This window comes from Arthrobacter liuii, from assembly GCF_014639275.1.
GTDB lineage: Bacteria > Actinomycetota > Actinomycetes > Actinomycetales > Micrococcaceae > Arthrobacter > Arthrobacter liuii.
Genome location: NZ_BMFW01000002.1, coordinates 1 through 15,021 on the forward strand (window position 1 = coordinate 1; position 15,021 = coordinate 15,021).

At 65.0% G+C, this 15,021-nt stretch carries 11 protein-coding genes, 1 tRNA gene and 1 pseudogene; 4 read left to right on the forward strand and 9 right to left on the reverse strand.

Annotation, left to right across the window (positions count from 1 at the left end; translation table 11 throughout):
* Positions 1–1,959 (reverse strand): annotated as a pseudogene (gene aceE / locus IEW19_RS01955) (pyruvate dehydrogenase (acetyl-transferring), homodimeric type); the annotation flags it as partial.
* Positions 1,960–2,062: 103 nt separating this feature from the next.
* Here aceE and IEW19_RS01960 point away from each other — a divergent pair.
* Positions 2,063–2,851, forward strand: coding sequence for an SDR family oxidoreductase (locus IEW19_RS01960; protein WP_373283549.1), 789 nt, complete (start codon positions 2,063–2,065; stop codon positions 2,849–2,851).
* A gap of 23 nt (positions 2,852–2,874) precedes the next feature.
* Here the strand turns inward: IEW19_RS01960 and IEW19_RS01965 are convergent, their stop codons facing one another.
* From IEW19_RS01965 to IEW19_RS01975, 3 genes are all read right to left on the reverse strand, one after another.
* On the reverse strand, positions 2,875–3,252 hold the full coding sequence (locus IEW19_RS01965) for a sterol carrier family protein (protein WP_188570023.1): 378 nt from the start codon (positions 3,250–3,252) through the stop codon (positions 2,875–2,877).
* A gap of 40 nt (positions 3,253–3,292) precedes the next feature.
* The gene (locus IEW19_RS01970; protein WP_188570024.1) at positions 3,293–4,309 is read right to left on the reverse strand and encodes an asparaginase; all 1,017 of its coding nucleotides are present in this window, start codon (positions 4,307–4,309) and stop codon (positions 3,293–3,295) included.
* A gap of 62 nt (positions 4,310–4,371) precedes the next feature.
* Entirely contained in the window at positions 4,372–5,958 is a 1,587-nt protein-coding gene (locus IEW19_RS01975) for a molybdopterin-dependent oxidoreductase (protein WP_188570025.1), read from the reverse strand.
* A 99-nt stretch (positions 5,959–6,057) separates the two neighbouring features.
* Between IEW19_RS01975 and purD the strand changes: the two genes are divergently transcribed.
* Complete coding sequence (purD, locus tag IEW19_RS01980; RefSeq protein WP_188570362.1) at positions 6,058–7,374, forward strand: phosphoribosylamine--glycine ligase; 1,317 nt, start codon at positions 6,058–6,060, stop codon at positions 7,372–7,374.
* 1 nt (position 7,375) lies between these two features.
* Entirely contained in the window at positions 7,376–8,314 is a 939-nt protein-coding gene (locus tag IEW19_RS01985) for a phosphoribosylaminoimidazolesuccinocarboxamide synthase (protein WP_188570026.1), read from the forward strand.
* An 84-nt stretch (positions 8,315–8,398) separates the two neighbouring features.
* On the opposite strand, the gene IEW19_RS01990 is transcribed toward IEW19_RS01985, so the two are convergent.
* Positions 8,399–9,661: a helix-turn-helix domain-containing protein gene (locus IEW19_RS01990; protein ID WP_188570027.1), complete on the reverse strand. Its 1,263-nt coding sequence runs from the start codon at positions 9,659–9,661 to the stop codon at positions 8,399–8,401.
* Positions 9,662–9,789: 128 nt separating this feature from the next.
* On the opposite strand from IEW19_RS01990, the gene IEW19_RS01995 reads away from it, so the two are divergent.
* A complete protein-coding gene (locus IEW19_RS01995) occupies positions 9,790–10,017 on the forward strand; it encodes a hypothetical protein (RefSeq protein WP_188570028.1) in 228 nt (75 codons plus the stop codon).
* A 139-nt stretch (positions 10,018–10,156) separates the two neighbouring features.
* On the opposite strand, the gene IEW19_RS02000 is transcribed toward IEW19_RS01995, so the two are convergent.
* From IEW19_RS02000 to IEW19_RS02015, 4 genes are all read right to left on the reverse strand, one after another.
* A tRNA-Pro gene (locus IEW19_RS02000) sits at positions 10,157–10,233 on the reverse strand.
* Between the two features lie 76 nt (positions 10,234–10,309).
* Positions 10,310–12,136, reverse strand: a complete 1,827-nt coding sequence (locus IEW19_RS02005) for an ABC transporter ATP-binding protein (protein WP_188570029.1) — start codon at positions 12,134–12,136, stop codon at positions 10,310–10,312.
* The gene (locus IEW19_RS02010) at positions 12,133–13,941 is read right to left on the reverse strand and encodes an ABC transporter ATP-binding protein (RefSeq protein WP_188570030.1); all 1,809 of its coding nucleotides are present in this window, start codon (positions 13,939–13,941) and stop codon (positions 12,133–12,135) included. The genes IEW19_RS02005 and IEW19_RS02010 overlap by 4 nt, the downstream gene beginning before the upstream one ends.
* Before the next feature lie 133 nt (positions 13,942–14,074).
* Positions 14,075–15,019 carry a metallophosphoesterase gene (locus tag IEW19_RS02015; protein WP_188570031.1) on the reverse strand — a complete coding sequence of 315 codons (945 nt, stop codon included), beginning with the start codon at positions 15,017–15,019 and terminating at the stop codon, positions 14,075–14,077.
* Positions 15,020–15,021 lie beyond the last annotated feature (2 nt).

Here is a 15,021-nt window from a genome sequence, read left to right on the forward strand (position 1 = left end):
GGACGGCGGGGTTGGTGGAGGCCAGCAGGGGGGAGTGGCCGTCGGCGTGTTGGAGGCCTTCGCCGGTGAGGGTGGTCCGGCCTGCGGTGGCGCCGATGATGAACCCGCGGGTCATTTGGTCTGCTGCTGCCCAGAACGCGTCGCCGGTGCGTTGGAAGCCGAACATGGAGTAGAACACGTAGACCGGGACCAGGGGGATGCCGTGGGTGGTGTAGGAGGTCCCGGCGGCGGTGAATGCTGCCACGGCGCCGGCTTCGTTGATGCCGGGGTGGATCAGTTGCCCGGCGGGGGATTCCTTGTAGGCCAGGACGAGGTCGCGGTCCACGGAGAGGTAGTTCTGGCCTTTGGGGTTGTAGATCTTCGCGGTGGGGAAGAACGCGTCCATCCCGAAGGTCCGGGCTTCGTCGGGGATGATCGGGGCGATGTGTTTGCCGAAGCCCTTGTCCCGCATCAGGTCTTTCAGGAGCCGGACGAAGGCCATGGTGNCACGATGTCGGTGTGGGTGTTCCGGCGTTCGGGGACGGACCCGCCCAGGGCGGCGCGGCGTTCCATCATGTATTTGATTTCCGGGGCGTCGGTGCCGGGGTGGTAGTACGGGGGCTGGTAGGTGTCTTTCTCCAGCTGTTCGTCGGTGACGGGGATCCGGAGGTGGTCGCGGAACTTCTTCAGGTCATCGAGGGTGAGTTTCTTCATCTGGTGGGTCGCGTTGCGGCCCTCGAAGTGCGGTCCGAGGCCGTAGCCCTTGACGGTGTGGGCGAGGATGACGGTGGGTTTGCCCTTGAATTCGGTCGCTGCCTTGTACGCGGCGTAGACCTTGCGGTAGTCGTGGCCGCCGCGTTTGAGGGTCCAGATCTGATCATCGGTGAGGTCCGCGACGAGGTCCTTGGTCTGCGGGGTCTTGCCGAAGAAGTGTTCGCGGACGAACCCGCCGGATTCGGCCTTGTAGGTCTGGTAGTCCCCATCGACGGTTTCGTTCATGATTTTCACGAGCGAGCCGTCGGTGTCGCGGGTGAGCAGGTCATCCCATTCCCGGCCCCAGACGACCTTGATCACGTTCCAGCCCGCGCCGCGGAAGAACGCTTCGAGTTCCTGCATGATCTTCCCGTTGCCGCGCACCGGCCCGTCGAGGCGCTGGAGGTTGCAGTTGATCACGAAGTTCAGGTTGTCCAGGTTCTCGTTCGCGGCGAGCTGGAGCAGGCCGCGGGATTCGGGTTCGTCCATTTCCCCGTCGCCCAGGAACGCCCAGACCTGCTGGTCACTGGTGTCTTTCAGGCCCCGGTTGTGCAGGTACCGGTTGTTCTGCGCCTGGTAGATCGCGTTCATCGGCCCGATGCCCATGGACACGGTGGGGAATTCCCAGAACTCCGGCATCAGGCGCGGGTGCGGGTAGGAGGACAGGGCATGCCCGGCGCGGGACTTTTCCTGCCGGAACCCGTCCAGGTCCTCCTCGGAGAGCCGTCCTTCCATGAACGCCCTGGCGTACATGCCCGGGGAGGCGTGGCCCTGGAAGAAGACCTGGTCCCCGCCGCCGGGGGCATCCTTGCCACGGAAGAAGTGGTTGAACCCGACCTCGTACAGCGTCGCGGCACCTGCGTAGGTCGAGATGTGCCCGCCGACCCCGATATCGGGCCGCTGCGCCCGGTGCACCATGACCGCGGCGTTCCACCGCATGTACGCCCGGTACCGGCGCTCGTACTCCTCGTTACCCGGGAACGGTGCTTCCTGGTCCACCGGGATCGTGTTCACGTAATCGGTAGTGGTCACCATCGGCACCCCGACGCTCTGCGCGCCCGCACGCTGCAGCAGGCTGCGCATGATGTATTGGGCACGCTCGGTGCCCTGTTCCCTGATCAACGCATCCAGGGACTCAACCCACTCGGCAGTCTCTTCCGGATCACGATCAGGCAGCTGGTTAGTCAACCCGCTGAGGATATGGGAGGTCTCTTCTCCTGCAGCCACGGCAGCCTCTTTTCATCTTTGAATGTATAGGCACCTGTTTTCGTATGGTGAGAAAACAGTTTTGCTATTCGAGACTAGGGAGCCGAGGACGTACGATGCAATTATGACCGGACCAGGCGGGGAGAACGCGATGAACACCTCTGAGGAGAACCGGAAAGTCGCTGTCGTCACCGGCGCCGGCTCCGGGATCGGCCGCGAGGTTGCCCGGCAGATGCTGGCCGAGGGCTACCGCGTGGTCCTTGCAGGCCGCCGGCAAGAACTGCTCACTGAAACGGCCCAAGGCCACCCGGACGCGCTCGTGGTGCCGTGCGACGTCACCCGGGCCGCCGACGTCGAACGCCTCTTCGAAGCTGCCCGCCAACAGTGGGGACGCGTGGACGTGCTGTTCAACAACGCCGGTGTCTTCGGTCCGGCAGCCGGTGTGGACGAGATCAGCCTGGATGACTGGAACGCCACGCTGGCCGTGAACCTCACCGGGTCCATGCTGTGCGCCGCGGCCGCCGTCCGGACTATGAAGGCGCAGGGGCCGCAGGGCGGCCGGATCATCAACAACGGCTCCATCTCGGCCCATTCGCCCCGCCCCCGAACCGTGGCGTACACGGTCACCAAGCACGCCATGACCGGCCTGACCAAGAGCATCGAGCTGGACGGCCGAGGCTATGGCATCACCTGCGGGCAGATCGATATCGGCAACACAGCCACCGAAATCATGGACACCATCGGGGTTGGCTCCGGCGCCCTGCAGGCGGACGGCAGCCGGAAGATCGAACCGATGTTCCCGGTGGCGGACGCGGCGCGTGCGGTACTGATGATGGCCAACATGCCCGCCTCGGCCAGCGTGGGTTCAGTGGTGGTCACCGCGGCGGGCATGCCCTTCATCGGCCGCGGCTGACGCTCCGCTGGAACGGCAGGGGGCTATAGGGGGAGCAGGGCCGAGAGGTCCGCGCGCAGGCCGGAAGCCGCCACCTTCCCGGCAGCGACTGCGTCCGCCCACGCCATCTGCCCCGTCACCATCTCAAGCCAGGTGGCGGCGTCGCACTCAATCACGTTGGGCGGGGTGCCGCGCGTGTGCCGCGGGCCCTCCACGCACTGGGTGACGCCAAACGGCGGCACGCGCACCTCCACCGAGTTGCCCGGCGCACGCGCCGTCAGCTCCTCCAACGAATACCGCACGGCCGTGGCCAGGACGGTCCGCGGCAGGGGAGCGTCCGACGGTGATTGCGCACCTTCCAGCCATGCCTTCAGTGCTGCCTTGCCTTCCTGGACGTCAATACGGCGGCGGGCTACGGCCATGCTTTCAGTCTTCCTTTGGGTTCTCGTTCAGGACAGGGGATCAGTCCAGGAGCGCGGAAACCGCCGGCCCCAGCCGGATCTTGCCCACGGGTCGGCCGCCGCCAAGCACGGGTTCCACCACCTTTTCCAGGGCGCTGGCAACGCCCGGGATCTCCACGGCGCCCGCCGCGGCGAGCAAAGTCAGGGCCACCAGCGAGGTGGCCCTGACGTTTCCGTCAAGGATCTTGACGGCCACGGAAACGCCCTGCGGCGTGGCCATGGCCAGGACCCCCTCAGCCCCGATTTTGGCGATGATCTCCAGCTCATCCATCACCAGGGTGTTGGCTTCACCGCGGCCCTGGACGGCCCACGGGTAGTCGAGCATTGAAGTGGCAATGGTGGCGGCCCTGGCGCTGAAGCTCTGATCGCCCGGAGCCTTGGCCAGCTGGGAGTAAGCCCGGGCCAGGCCCTTGAGGGAAACAGCCGCAACGGGGGCGCCGCAGCCGTCGATTCCCAGGTGCGCGATCTTCTCATCCGTGTATTCCTCGATGACGCTCCGGACCCGCTGCTGCAGGGGGTGGTTCGGCTCAAGGTAGCTGTGCGTGTCCCACCCGTTCTCGGTGCAGGCCCAAAGGAACGCCGCGTGCTTCCCGGAACAGTTGTAAGCCAGCCGTGACTTTCCCTTTTCCGAGCGCACCAGCCAGTTCCGCGCGGCTTCATCCTGTGGCCAGGCTTCAGGACACTGCAGCTGGTCTTCACGGACTCCGGCCGCCTTGAGCATGCCCGCCACCACATCCATGTGATCCAGGGATCCCGTATGGCTTCCGCACGCTATGGCCACCTGGGCGCCCCGCAGCGGAACCCCGGACTGCATGGCTGCCAGCGCCTGGAACGGCTTCAGGGTGGACCGGGCGTAAATGGGCGTGTTGATGTCGCCCAGCTCGGTGACCACAGAACCGTCGGCGGACAGGAGGACGGCCGAACCGATGTGCCGCGACTCCACAAAGCCGCTGCGTTCGATCACGGCCAGTTCGACGGCGGAGTCCACGGTGAAGGTGGCATGCGGGTTGTGCGGCATATTGCCAGTCTATGGGCCAGCCCCACGGATGCCGGCCAGCGGGGTGGCGCGGTCTGGCCTTCCTATTGCACGGTGACCATTACCGATTGCCAGCCCGATGCGCCGTCAGGAACCGGGTCGGCGCGCTGGTCCGTCTGCACTTCGCCGGTGCCGTCGGTGGCGCGGACCTTGATGTAATGGGGTCCGGGCGTTGCGTCCCATTCGTAGGACCACTGGCGCCAGGTGATGGTGGAGGCCTCGGTCGAAAGGGTAGTTTCCACCCAATTCCCGTTATCGATCTGGATCTCCACCTTGGCGATGCCCCGTGTCTGTGCCCAGGCGGTTCCACCCACGGCCACCTTGCCGGCAGGAACCTTGGCGAAGGACTTGGGCACCTCCACGCGCGCCATGGTCTTGATGGGGCCGCGCTCGGACCAGCCGCGGTTGGTCCAGTAAGCCTTGTTGTCGGCAAAGCGGGTGACCTCCAGGTCCACCACCCACTTGGTGGCGGAGACGAACCCGTAAAGGCCCGGAACCACCATCCGCACCGGATAGCCGTGCTCCAGCGGCAGCGGCTCACCGTTCATGCCGACGGCCAGCATGGCGTCCCGGCCGTCCTGCAGGACTTCCAGGGGAGTGGAGGCGGTGAAGCCGTCAATGGACTTTGAGAGGACCATGTCCGCCCCGTCCTTGGGCTTGGCCCGGGCCAGGACCTCGCGGATGGGAAGGCCCAGCCATTTGGCGTTTCCGGCGAGATTGCCGCCTACGGGATTGGAGACGCAAGTGAGGGTCACATGCGATTCGATCAGGTTGGCGTCGAGCAGGTCCTGGAACGTGAGGGTCACTTCGTTCTCCACGAGTCCATGCACGCGCAGTTCCCAATCATCTACGTTGATCTCCGGCACGCTCAGGGCCGTGTCGATGCGGTAGAACTCGCCGTTTGGTGTCAGCCAGGGGCCAACGCCTGATACCGGAGATTGAACTCCGGGCGGCACTGCGGCTGCTGCCTTTGCCGGCGACGGCAGGCGAAGGGCTTCCCGGGCCCGGGCCACATTGCTGCGCGCTGCGCCCAGCAGACGGCCGCCCGTGGCAGCGATGCCTGCGCCCACGGCGGTAATTCCGGCAGCAGCAAAGAAACGACGGCGGCTGGTGCCTTCGCCGCGTAGCCGGGCGTCGTCGTCGGCCGCTTGGTCCGCCGGCGCCTCGGGCCACGCCTTCAGCCCCCACAACGGCACCAACAGGAGGCGGAGGACCACCAGTCCGGCTACGGTTCCCAGCACAGAGGGGATGGCGTCCGCACCGCTGACGCCTGCGCGGGTCACCACGCAGGCCACGATTACGGCTCCCATGAACAGGACCCCCAAGACCCCCAGCGCCCACTTCCGGTAGGCCACCACTCCCAGGACACAGGCCAGCACCGCGATGGTCAGTCCCATGCCCACGAACAGGGCGGTCTTGTCATTGGTGCCGAAGGTGGCGATCGCAAAGTCTTTCAGGCCGGGCGGCGTGAAATCGATGAAGGTGGACCCCAGGGCGAACAGGGGGGTTGCCCTGGCGGTGAAGAATGCGCCAATCAGCTCCGCAACGGCAAGTACGACGGCGGCCGCCACCACGCCTGCCAGTGCGGCCATGGCGGCTGGGCCAGTAATCCGGTTCCGGAGCTTTGTCATGTCTATGGTTCGGAGCGGCCGGGAGTCCGGATTGACCGGGCAGCCGGGGAAGGACACACCTTAGGAGCGGGAAGGGTGCACAAAGTACCCTTGGACACTGTGAAGGTACTCGTCATTGGCCCCGGAGGCCGCGAACACGCCATTGTCCGCTCCCTGCTTGCCGACCCCAACGTGTCCGAAGTCCACGCGGCGCCCGGCAATGCCGGCATCAGCAAGCTGGTCCCCACACATGACATCAACGGCAACGATCCCCAATCGGTTGCGGAGCTGGCCACCCGGCTCACCGTGGACCTGGTGGTGGTGGGCCCCGAGGCTCCGCTGGCCGCCGGTGTTTCCGACGCCGTGCGGGAAGCCGGCATCCCCGTCTTCGGGCCCAGCAAGGCAGCGGCCCAGTTGGAGGCCTCGAAGGCTTTTGCCAAGGAGGTCATGGCCGAGGCCGGCGTCCCTACCGCCATGGCCATGGTGGCAACCAATGCCGAGGAAGCCGCCTCGGCACTGGACACCTTTGGCGCTCCCTACGTTGTGAAGGACGACGGCCTGGCCGCCGGCAAGGGCGTGGTGGTCACCAGGAACCGCGACGAAGCCCTGGCCCACGCACAGTCCTGCTTCGACGCCGGCGGCTCGGTGGTCATCGAGGAGTTCCTGGACGGGCCTGAGGTTTCCCTCTTTGTGCTCTGCGACGGCCAGAACACCCTGGCGCTCTCGCCCGCCCAGGATTTCAAGCGCATCTTCGATAACGACGAAGGCCCCAACACCGGCGGCATGGGCGCCTACACCCCGCTGGAGTGGGCCCCGGAAGGCCTGGTGCAGGAGGTCCTGGACCGCGTGGCCCAGCCCACTGTCAACGAGATGGCCCGCCGTGGCACCCCGTTCGTCGGCGTCCTGTTCGTTGGCCTCGCCCTCACCTCGCGCGGCACCCGGGTGATCGAATTCAACGTCCGTTTCGGTGACCCCGAAACGCAGGCAGTCCTTGCGCGGCTCAAGACCCCCTTCGGTGCGCTGCTGATGGCAGCCGCCAAGGGCGAACTGGACAATGCAGATGAGTTGCGGTGGTCCAAGGAAGCCGCTGTCGCCGTCGTGATTGCCTCGGAAAATTACCCGGACAAGCCGCGCACCGGTGACCGCATCCGAGGGCTCAAGAAGGTCGAAGCCCTCGACGGCGTGCACGTCATCCACGCGGGAACCGCCCTGGATGAGGAAGGCAAGGTGGTTTCCGCCGGCGGTCGTGTCCTGGCCGTGGTGGCCCTGGGCAGTGATCTGGTGGAGGCGCGCGAGAGAGCGTACGACGGCGTCGAGCTGGTCCAGCTGGAAGGCTCGCAGTTCCGCACGGACATCGCCCGCAAGGCGGCCCGCGGGGAAATTAAGGTTCCGTACGGTGCCACCGGCTCTATGCCCATCGTGAAAGCAAAGGCCTGACATGACTGACACTTCAGAGAACCGTGGCTACGCCACCGAGACCCTGGACCTGCCTGGTTGGACGCACGTCTACTCGGGGAAGGTGCGTGACCTCTACGAGCCCGCCGATGACTCCGTCCTGCAGCGCGTTGGCCAGGACTGCGTGCTGGTGGTGGCCAGCGACCGCATCAGCGCCTACGACCACGTGCTGTCCAGCGAAATTCCGGACAAGGGACGCATCCTCACCCAGTTGAGCCTCTGGTGGTTCGACCAGCTGGGCGTTGAACACCACGTGCTCGGTTCCACCGTGGAGGACGGCGTGCCGGCCGAGGTCGAAGGCCGGGCGATGATCTGCAAAAAGCTGGACATGTTCCCGGTGGAATGCATCGCACGCGGCTACCTCACGGGTTCCGGACTTCTGGAATACAACGCCTCCGGCACAGTATGCAACGTCCCGCTGCCGGAAGGGCTGGTGGACGGATCGCGGCTGGAGCACGCCATCTTCACGCCGTCTGCCAAGGCCCTGATTGGCGAACACGATGAGAACATCACCTACGACGCCGTGGTGGCCCTGGTGGGGGACGACATCGCCGGCCGCCTGAGCGAGCTGACGCTGAAGATCTACACGACGGCGGAAAAGATCGCCCGGGAGCGCGGCATCATCCTGGCGGACACCAAGGTGGAATTCGGGTATGACGCAGTGTCCGGGTCAATCACCCTGGGCGACGAGGTGCTGACCCCCGATTCCTCGCGTTTCTGGGACGCTGCCACCTACAAGCCGGGCCAGGCCCAGCCTTCCTATGACAAGCAGTATGTGCGGGACTGGCTGACCTCGGCCGAGTCCGGCTGGGACAGGTCCTCCGATACGCCACCGCCGGCGCTGCCCGCGGATGTGGTGGCGCGTACCCGCAGCCGATACGTCGAGGCCTACGAGAAGATTACGGGGAAGAGCTTTTCCTGAAGCTGTGACTTCCTGAAGCTGTGAGGGAAGCCAGGTAAGTCCGCGATGCGTGGGTTTACATGGCTTTTGGTTGACCGGCTTTCGTTAACTGGCCTTGGCGGCTGCTGCGCGATTTTGTGCCAGCTTGATTTCGAGGATCGCGTCCAGAGCCTGCTGGACTCGGTCCTGGGCGCCGGCTGCGGCGAAGGCCTTCCGGGCTTCCTCGAGGTGCACGAGTGCCTCCTCGGTTTCTCCAGAGGCCTTGAGGGACTTGCCAAGCAGCAGTGAAACTTCACCCGCCGTGTGCTTGCCGAGTGCGTCGCGTTCGGCATGGATTTCGCGGAGTTTTTCGACGGCGGCGACGATGTCCCCGGTCAAGTAGAGCCACCGGGCGCGGATGAAGGCGACCTCCAGTTCGTCGCTCTTGGTTCCACCGACAATCGAGAAGGCCAGCTCTGCGCGTTCGATAGCGGCCAGCGTCTCTGGCTCGACGATGCCCGACGAAAGCCGAACGGCAGCAGACGCTTTGTTGAAACGTGCCCACAGTTCGATGTCGTTCGCAGGGGAGAGCAGCCGTGCTGCCCGCTCGTGGTGTTTGACGCCTTCGGTGTAGTCGTGCCGCATGAACGCCACATTGCCGACAACCCAGGCGACCTCGCCGGCGAGTTGGGACATGGAATGCTCGTCCACTTGGTCGAGAAGAGCCTGGCAGTACTTCCAGGCTTCATCCAACCGGCCACTTTCGGCTAGGGCGCCAATTAGGATCCGGTGAGCACCGATGAGAACCGTGGAACCTCTGGGCAGGTTGACAGAAAGCTTTACAGCTTCGAGCGCGTGCTCTACAGCGAGGGCCAGCTGGCCCTGACCGTGGCACACCGCAGCCAGCATTTGGCGGGCGCGAACGCCGAGGCCGACTGACTCCCTGGCCATAGGGTGCTCAAGGAGGCGCTCAATTATCTTTTGGCACTCCTGCAGGTCGCCCTGTTTCATGAGGCACTCAGCCTGCATATACGTCATATTCCACCAAGCACTGGTGTTCTTGCCCTCAAGCGCAATCTGAGCAGCCGATGCCGCATGGCTTGCAGCCAGAGGGTAATCGCGTAAGTCCCAAGCCTGGCGGGCGTACAGCCCTGCCAGCACGTACTCAGCATCGCTGACGGAAATTGGCTGGCTCCAAGCCTCCAGTGCCTTGGGTGCCAGCTCAAGCCTCCGGGCCAATTCCTCAATCACTTCAGCCGTCGGTTCACGCCGACCAGTCTCGAGCAAAGAGATGTAGCTGGGTGAATACAGGTCCTTGCCCAGTTCGGCCTGTGTCAGTCCACGCTCAAGGCGCTCCGCCCGGAGCTTTTCTCCGAATCCGTTGCCCACGCGTTTCCTCCTTCTGGACAGCTGGGGCGTCTAGTGCTTGACAGCCCCTGTGGAAAATATTTTACAATGTGTGTCAACAAGGACAGTGCTGGCTTTGTAACGAATCCGACTCGTATTGAGGAACTTATATGTTGAAGAAGATCGCAACCGCGGCTGCCTTGGCTGGGGCCCTGGCTTTTTCCGCGGCGGCCCCGGCCGTCCTGTCTGCAGGTTCCATCGCCGATAACTCGGGTACGTCGGTAGCTATCGGTAACTGGCCTGACCCCGCCTCAACCAAGGTGAAGAAGGACAAGAAGACCACTACCACCGACTCCACCGTCACCACTTATATCGGCAACTGGCCTGATCCCGCATAAAAAGCTTCCTCACAACAGGAGGCGAGGGTGGCCCCGGAGCGTCAGCTCCGGGGCCACTCCCTTTAACTTCCAGGACGACGCCCGTGACCGGATCGAGATGCAAAAAGAGGGCCTCCGCAAGGAGACCCTCTTTTCTTTATGGTCGGGATGACAGGATTTGAACCTGCGACCTCTTCGTCCCGAACGAAGCGCGCTACCAAGCTGCGCTACATCCCGATCCGCTGCAAAAGCAACTTTACAAGGATAGCCGATCCAGGGTCCCGATGCGAAATCGTGAACCCCGGTCCCGGGCTCAGACCAGGGAGTCTTTCCACGCGCCGTGCAGATCCGCGAAGCGTCCGCCGCCGCCGATCAGTTCCTCGGGCGTGCCGTCCTCCACGATCCGTCCGTCATGCACCACCAGGACCCGGTCCGCCGTCTCCACCGTGGACAGGCGGTGGGCGATGATCAGTGCAGTCCTCCGTGCCGATTCCGTCCCGGCCAGCAGGCGGGCCAGCCCGGCCTGCACCAGCCGCTCGGACGGGATGTCCAGCGAGGAGGTGGCCTCGTCCAGGATCAGCACGGCAGGACGGGCCAGGAACGCCCTGGCAAAGCTGATCAGCTGCCGCTGGCCGGAGGAAACCCTGCCGCCGCGCTTGTTGACGTCCGTGTCGTAGCCCTCGGGGAGCTCCAGGATGAAATCATGTGCCCCCACCGCCTTGGCGGCTTCTTCGATTTCGTCACGTGACGCTTCCGGCCGGCCCAGGGCGATATTGTCCGCCACCGAGCCGCTGAACAGGAACGCCTCCTGGGTGACCATGACAATATTCCGGCGGAGGTCGGCGGTGGCCAGTTCGCGGAGGTCCACCCCGTCAAGGGTGAGGGTGCCCGAGGTGACGTCGTAGAACCGGGCGATGAGTTTGGCCAGGGTGGATTTCCCGGCGCCGGTCTGACCCACCAGCGCCACGGTCTGGCCGGCCGGGATGTGCAGGTCCAGGCGGGGTACCACCAGGGGGCCGTCGCCGTAACGGAATTCGACATCGTTGAAGTCGACACTGCCCTTGGCGGCGGGCAGTGAGACCGGGTTCTTCGGCGGAAGGACCGTGGGCACCTCTTCGAGGAGGCCGGAGACCTTTTCAAGGGCGGCCTGGGCGCTCTGGAAGGAGTTGTAGAACATGGCCATCTGGTCCACCGGCTGGAAGAACCGCTTGGTGGAGAGGATGAGGGCCAGGAGCACGCCCACGGCCAAGCCGCCTCCCAGCACCCGGAACCCGCCAACGAGCAGGACCACAGCCACGCAGACGTTGCCTATCAGCACCAGGCCCGGCTGGAAAATGCCGTTGAGGTTGATGGAGCGGACGGTGACCAGCCGGTAATCCTCGGCAAGTTTCCCGTACGTCTCCGAGTTCTCCTTCTCCTTGCGGAAAGCCTTCACCGCTCGGATGCCAGTCATGGTCTCCACGAAATGCACGATCAGCCGGGCGGAGACCACCCGGGACTCGCGGAAGGCGATCTGCGAATGCTTCTGGTACCAGCGGGACAGGAAGAACATTGGCACCCCGGCGGCCAGCACCAGTAGGCCGCTGCGCCAGTCCAGGGCGAAGATGGTGGCTGCGGTAAAGGCCATGAAGAGCATTCCGGAGGCCAGGGAGCTGACACCCGAATCGAGGAGCTCACGGAGCGCCTCCAGGTCAGACGTCTGCCGGGCGATGATCCGGCCGGAGGTGTACTTTTCGTGGAACTCCAGGCTGAGCCGCTGGGTGTGCCGGAACACGCGGACGCGAAGATCCAGCAGCATGGCCTGGCTGAGCCGCGCCGTGGAGATGACGTAGAGGGCCGTGAGCCCCGCCGTCGCAATGGCTGCCAGCAGGTAGGCGACGCCGGTAAACACCAGCGGGACGTTGTCGCCGGTCCGGAGCGCGGGAAGCGCGTGGTCGATGCCGAAGGCGATGAGCGCCGGACCCGCGACGCGTGCGGCCTGTGAAAGGACCACCATGGCGATGGTCAGCCAGAACCGCACCCGCACCGGACGGATCAGCGACCCCAGCAAGGCGAGCGACCGCCGTCGTACTGCCCTGCTGTCACTCTTGCTGAGGTGGGCGTTGTCTTCGTTGGCAGTGCCGAACGTTGCGGTGCTCATCGGGTCACTTCCTCGGCCTGGTCCTCAAGCGCCGACAATTCGGAGTCCAGGTCCCGAGGCTCACTGTCCAGGCTTGCGATGACATACCGGTAATGCTGGTTGCTGGCCAGCAGCTCCGTGTGCGTGCCGACGGCGGTGATGCGGCCGTCCTCCAGCAGCGCCACCCGGTCGGCAAGGGCCACGGTGGACGGCCGGTGGGCCACGATCAGCGTGGTGGTGTACTTGAGCACCTCGCGGAGGCGGGCTTCCACCAACTCCTCGGTGTGGACGTCCAAGGCTGAGAGGGGGTCGTCCAAAACCAGGACGCGGGGACGGGCTGCGATGGCGCGGGCCAGGGCAATGCGTTGGCGTTGGCCGCCGGACAGGCTCAGGCCTTCCTCACCAATCAGCGTATCCACGCCCTGTGGCAGGGAGTAGGAGAAGTGCGCCTGCGCCACGTCCAGGGCCTCCTCCAGCACCTCTTCGGTGCGGACTGGGGCGCCGAGCAGCACGTTGTCCCGCACTGAATTGGAGAACAGCGTGGTGTCCTCGAAGGCCACGGCCACGATACGGCGCAGTTCCTCGACTTCGAAGTCGCGGATGTCAACGCCGTCGATGGTGATTGCGCCGCTGGTGACGTCATACAGGCGGGGCACCAGTTGGATCAGCGCGCTCTTGCCGCTGCCGGTGATGCCGACCAGGGCCATGGTTTCGCCCGGCCGGATGTCCAGGGTGATGTCCCTGAGGATGGGCTTGTCCGGCGCGTCCTCGAAGGCGAAGGTTGCGTTGTTGAAATGGAGCGCACCGGCCAGTTCGCCTGGATGCCGCGGCTCGGCCGGGCTGGTGATGGTGTTCTGCGTGTCCATCACCTCATAGTGGCGGTCGACGGCGGTCTTCGCCGTGAGTGCCATGGCCAGCAGCATGCCGGAGAATTCCACGGGGGAAGCGATGACTGCCGCCGTGGCGAAGAACGCCACCAAGGCTCCGATGCTCAGTTGACCGCTGGCACAGAGCATGATGCCAACCACGAGCCCGGCTCCCAGGGCCAGCTCGGGAAGCAGGGTGACCACCATGGTGAATGTTGCTTGGTGGCGAGCCTTTGCAATCTCGGTCTGGCGGAGTTCCTCGGCCTGCTCGTTGAAGGTTTCCAGGGCCTCCCGGCTGCGGCCGAATGCCTTGAGCACGCGGATGCCGTGGACTGATTCCTCCACGGTGGTGGCAAGGTCGCCGGCCTGGTCCTGGCTTCGCCGGGCAACCTTGCTGAACCGGGTCCGGAACCGGAAGCTGTTGATGGTGATGGGAACAGCCGCCGCAAGGAAGATCAGGGCAAGCTGCCAACTCATCGTGAACATAGCCACGATGCCGATAACCACGGTGAGGGTGGTGACCACCAGCATGATGGCACCGAAGGCCATCCAGCGGCGCAGGAAGTTCAGGTCCGTCATGGCCCGGGACAATAGCTGTCCGGAGCCCCAGCGGTCATGGAAGGAGACCGTCAGTTCCTGCAGATGGTCGTAGAGGGACACCCGCATCCGGGTTTCCACGGTGGTGGCTGGGTTGATGACGAACTGCCGGCGCAGGGCCACCAGGACAGCTTCGGCGGCGCCCAGCAGCAGGATGGCGCCCGCAGAGGTCCAGACGGCCTCCGGCGCGCCCCCGGGCTGGAGGGCTGTGTTGACGAGCACCCGAAGCACCTGCGGGATGGTGAGGGCCACGACGCTGGCCAGCAGCGCGGAGAGAAGCCCCAACAGGAGCCGGGGGATGATGGGCCGGACGTGGGGATAAAGACGGCTGATGGATCGAAAGAATGAAGTCTGCTTGGACATGCCCGCTTCTCAAGCTCTAAAACGAATGTAGTTTCCTCTAGCAACAACCCTATGCCATGGCGTGAGGTGGTTCACAGGGAGCGCGGAATGGCCCCCGGGCTTGCCCACTTATTGCGGTCCGTAATGCGGCGGGCTACTCGCGCGCCGTGAGGGTCAGTAGGACCGCCTCGGGCTTGCAGGCGATCCTTACCGGGGCAAAGCGCGAGGTGCCGATGCCGCCGGAGACGTTGACCGGCGTCGTGCTTCCATTGCTTGACCAGTCGTTGAGCCCCTTCGCGCGCCAGGTGGGAAGGTCGCAGTTGGCGACGACGGCCCCGTACCCGGGGATACACAGCTGGCCGCCGTGTGTGTGGCCGGCCAGCAGGAGGTCCGCTCCGCCTTCCGTGAAGTGGTCCAGCACCCTTTGGTAGGGGGCGTGGATCACCGCGATCCGGAGATGGTCATTCGCGTCCTGGCTGACCGTTCCGCGGGGCCAGCCGGCGTAGCGTTCCCGGTTCAAGTGGGGATCGTCCACGCCGGAGAAGTCAAAGCGCATGCCATTGAGGACCAGTGACTGGTGGCGGTTGGTCAGGTCCACCCAGCCGCTCATGCCGAACCCGGAGCGCAGGCGCGGCCAGTCGAGGGCCACCGGTTTCGGCTTTGCCTTGGACGGTCCCAGCAGATATGAGGCAGGATTCTTCAGGCTGGGAGCAAAGTAATCGTTGGAACCCGGGACGAACACGCCCGGAAACTGCAGCAGCAGCCTCAACGCATCCAGCAGCGGGTCAACGGCCTTGACATGGCTGAGATTATCGCCCGTGTTGACCACCAGGTCCGGCCGGAGGTCGGCCAGCGACCCCAGCCATTCAGCTTTCTTCCGCTGTCCCGGCACGAAATGGATATCGCTCAGGTGCAGGACGCGGAACGGTCCGCGGCCGGGAGGGAGGATGGCCAGGGTCTCCTCGCGGAGGACAAACTGGTTCTTTTCCCAAAGGCCGTATCCGAAAGCGGCCATTCCGGCAGCAGCTCCGGCACCGGCAGTGACGGCAAAGCCGCGCCCGATTGAACGGGCGCGGCTTGCCAGGCTATCGATGCTCATGC